The organism is Chamaesiphon sp. VAR_69_metabat_338 (assembly GCF_031423935.1).
Lineage (GTDB): Bacteria > Cyanobacteriota > Cyanobacteriia > Cyanobacteriales > Chamaesiphonaceae > Chamaesiphon.
Window position 1 is genome coordinate 1 of sequence record NZ_JANPGM010000238.1, and the last position, 3,660, is coordinate 3,660.

Here is a 3,660-nt window from a genome sequence, read left to right on the forward strand (position 1 = left end):
GATCGAGCCGAACCATCCCTCACCTGTTTCGAGTTGCAGCAACGGGTACAGATGCAAATATTCCAAGAAACAGAATTAGTCATCGATCCAGCTTTTTTTACGGCTCTACAGCAACGCTTCCCACAGATCGATCGCGTCCAAATTCAACTAATGCGGGGCAAGCATCATAATGAGTTGGTTGCATTTCGTTACAATGCGATCCTTCACATTAGCGACGAAACTGTTAGCATCGAACCTGTTAGCGATCGAGACAATTATCTAACACTAAACTGGTCGGAAGCTAATCTAACAATTTCAGCAATACGTCAGTTATTAATTGACGATCGACCGGAAAGATTAAACATTCTCAATATACCGAATGCGCGGGTAATTTCAGCAGTTAAAACAGTGGCATGGCTGGCAGAGCCAGCAGGTTATAAAACTGTCGGTCAAATCCGTAAAGCCTTGCAAGAAATCGAAATGGGAATAGATCCAGCAGATTGGGATACGATCGATTTACCTTATAGTGTCGATCTTACCTGGTCGAGTTCCAGTAGTGAAGGAAACTATGATGTGATGTTTATCCGCCAAGATGCACTCACCGAGCGAACTATTTCCCAGCAGCGCACGACTGACATTCGTCCCTGGCAAGCTTACGCCAATAATCCCCTCCAAGCCAAAGCCGCGCGGCAGTTAGTACCGCAATTGCAAAGTTATCTGGCTCAAAAACTGCCCGAGTATATGCTGCCCTCAGTTTTTGTAGTATTGGAGTCTCTACCGCTCACAGCTAATGGTAAAGTCGATCGTCGCGCCCTGCAAGCATTGTCCGATCCGATCGCATCTCGATCGCCCAATCGTGACATCGCACCTCGGACTCCCGTCGAAAGCGTACTTGCGAGCATTTTTACCGAAGTTTTGGGACTCAAGCGCGTCGGGATTTACGATAATTTCTTTGAATTAGGCGGTCATTCATTACTAGCTACTCAGCTTGTTTCCAGAGTCCGCGATGCCTTGCAGGTGGAGTTACCCTTGCGGAGCGTATTTGAAGCATCGACGATCGATCGACTAGCGACAGTGGTGGAAAGTCTACAACACGATCCTCCAAGTCAAGCCCCAGCATTAGTGCCACTATCGAGAGAAAGTCGGCGGATGAAGTTACCTAGCTCCCAAGGAGGCAAGATTGATGCTCAAGGGGAAGGGGAAAATCGACAAAGAACCGATCGATCTGGCTCCAGCTACAGTTGATGCGATCTCTGATTGGTTCGCGAGGATGGGGGAGAGTAAGAGTCCGGCTCTGACTGGAGCGCAAAAAGTCGATCGTTTCTATTCGGCGATAATAGCTACTCAAACGCACTCATTTTACTACGACGATCGAGGCGCGATCTTCAACATCGCGATTAAGAGCGTCTGGCGCGATCGACTGGCATCAGTAATACCGCTCTGACTTTCGGGGCGATAATTTTCCAATCATAATTGCTGAGAGCATACTCGCGACACGCCGCTCGATCGGGTAAAGAGATCTTGCCAGTCAGCAGATCGATCAGCCGAGTGGCGATAGCATCTGCGGTGGGAGCATCGGTGACTAATGTGGGTTGAAATGGACGCAATACTTCAGGCATTCCACCGACAGGTGTAGAGAGGACGGGGGTGCCACAGGCTAGAGATTCTAGCAAAATCAGACCGAAACCTTCGAGGGATTGGCTGGGAACGACGGTCAGATCGGCGGCTTGATAAGCAACAGGAAGTCGATCGTCGGGGACGTAGCCCAGGAATTTGACATGCTCCTGCAAACCCAGCGCGATGACTTGTTGCTCTAGAACGGGGCGTAAAGCTCCTTTGCCAGCGATCGCCAGCCAGACATCAGGAACCTGAGCTTTGACATCAACCAAGGCTTGGAGGAGAATATCGATGCCCATCCGGTGAACTAAGCGGCGGGGTACGAAGAGAATCGGGCGATCTGGAGGAAAGTCTAACAATTCCCGCGCTTGCTGACGAGTCAAGTTAGCTTGGAAGCGATCGATATCGACACCTCCAGGGATGATGTGGATCTGCTGCCACGGCACCTGGTATTCGCGATGTAAAATCTCGCCAAAGGCATGGCTGAGGACGATGAAGCGATCGCACCGACGATAGACGCGATTTTCAATCCAGTGTTTGCAGGCAACGCTCCAAGGTTTTTCGCCTTCTTGCTGACTTTCTAATGCCCAGGGGCCGTGAAAAGTGAAGGTAATGGGGACATCGGCGGGGAGATCTGGCAAGATCGGTAAGCTATATAACGAAAAATGGAGATTAATCGCAGCTAGATGGGATGGCGATTTGCCAGCGGGAAGGTGCCCATGATGCTGGCGGAAATGGTGCCGGACGTGCCACAACCTTTGAGGTAAGGGAGTCTGGGGATCTGCCAAATTTGTTAACGCGATCGCTCGATGAGGGCTAATTGTGGGCAAACCTACGCCGCACAGGTCGATCTCATCGCCTGCTGCGGCTAATTGCTGCATCAGTTCGTACCCATAGCGATCCATCCCACCAGGAGTAGTGGGAAACCAACCCAACCCAATCAACTGTATCTGTGCGGGTGTCATATCAGTTTGCCGAACGCGATCGCACCTAGTCCACTTAACATTAACCCAATTCCCAGCCAGTGAACAGCAGTCACTTTTTCGCCTAATAAGAAAGCTCCCGCGATCGTCGTTGCCAGCAGGGTTAAACCAATCACGATCGGATAAGCTACCGATAAATTTAGCTTACCTAAAAAGATCACGTAGAAAATCGTACTCAATCCATAGGCTAAGATCCCACCGCCTAAATAGAGGTTTAACGGGTTTTGTCCCGCACCGAGTTTTAGCAATGCCTGCGCTAGGGTATTGAGTCCGACTGTAAGTATAATTAGTAAAGCGGGATGATTGGGCATCAGAAGTTAGTTGTTTTGGAAATAATTGGACGATTGAAAGTCCCAAAGTTCGCAGTCGATCGGATAGGCAATTTGAACGTATTTACCAATCAATTTTTCCCACCATCGCGGTGGATGCGGTAATGAGGCTACCTGGATCTGATGGCAGCCCACGAGCCACGCACCCACCAGATCGGTATGGAGACTATCGCCAATAACTACTACTCGATCGGGAGCAAGCTGCATCGATCTCATCGCTTGGCGAAATGCACCAGGAAATGGTTTTTTAGCAGGATTGATGGCTGGTATCTCTAGATATGCAGACCAATATCTAACTCGATAGTTGCGTTTGCCATTAGAAAGGATAAAAAACTTGAATCCCAACTTTTTCGCCCGATCGATCCAGATAACAGCATTAGGGGAGATATAGCGATCGTCTTCAGAAACAATCGTGTTATCTAGATCGATAATTATACCTTTGATGCCTGAATCTATCAGTCGATCGAGATCGATCGCCGCTAGCGTATCCGAGCGGCTGCAACGGCGATCTGCGCGCAGATTTCGCTTGAGAAAGTTTGGGAGTCGTGATGCGATCGGTATCTGATTCATCTTTTTATAGTTAGCTATTTTCTGCGGTGCGTTACTAAGAGGGTGTCTGAAAAGTATAAGATAGCACTCGCAAACCCTAGAAGATCCCCCCTAGCCCCCCTTAAAAAAGCTACGGTGTATACACAAGTCTGTCGGACTTCGTTTTGAGATCTGAATCCCCCCTAACCCCCCTTGAAAAGGGG

Annotated in this window: 4 protein-coding genes; 1 reads left to right on the forward strand and 3 read right to left on the reverse strand. The window is 49.1% G+C overall.

The genetic code is table 11. From position 1 onward, the window contains the following. On the forward strand, positions 1–1,224 hold a 1,224-nt coding region (locus RMO84_RS06950), incomplete at its 5' end, for a phosphopantetheine-binding protein (RefSeq protein ID WP_310487742.1). Between the two features lie 152 nt (positions 1,225–1,376). Here RMO84_RS06950 and RMO84_RS06955 read toward each other — a convergent pair. Genes RMO84_RS06955 through RMO84_RS06965 form a run of 3 tightly spaced genes read right to left on the reverse strand, consistent with a single transcriptional unit; the run spans position 1,377 to position 3,478 of the window. Beyond that, positions 1,377–2,561, reverse strand: coding sequence for a glycosyltransferase family 4 protein (locus RMO84_RS06955; protein ID WP_310487743.1), 1,185 nt, complete (start codon positions 2,559–2,561; stop codon positions 1,377–1,379). After that, positions 2,558–2,890, reverse strand: a complete 333-nt coding sequence (locus RMO84_RS06960) for an SMR family transporter (protein WP_310487744.1) — start codon at positions 2,888–2,890, stop codon at positions 2,558–2,560. The genes RMO84_RS06955 and RMO84_RS06960 overlap by 4 nt, the downstream gene beginning before the upstream one ends. A gap of 6 nt (positions 2,891–2,896) precedes the next feature. Continuing rightward, on the reverse strand, positions 2,897–3,478 hold the full coding sequence (locus tag RMO84_RS06965; RefSeq protein ID WP_310487745.1) for a YqeG family HAD IIIA-type phosphatase: 582 nt from the start codon (positions 3,476–3,478) through the stop codon (positions 2,897–2,899). Positions 3,479–3,660: the final 182 nt, after the last annotated feature.

Bases quoted from the DNA above. Each gene is read 5' to 3' on its own strand.
- RMO84_RS06965 (WP_310487745.1), bottom strand. From the start codon at position 3,478: ATGAATCAGATACCGATCGCATCACGACTCCCAAACTTTCTCAAGCGA.
- RMO84_RS06960 (WP_310487744.1), bottom strand. From the start codon at position 2,890: ATGCCCAATCATCCCGCTTTACTAATTATACTTACAGTCGGACTCAAT.
- RMO84_RS06955 (WP_310487743.1), bottom strand. From the start codon at position 2,561: ATGACACCCGCACAGATACAGTTGATTGGGTTGGGTTGGTTTCCCACT.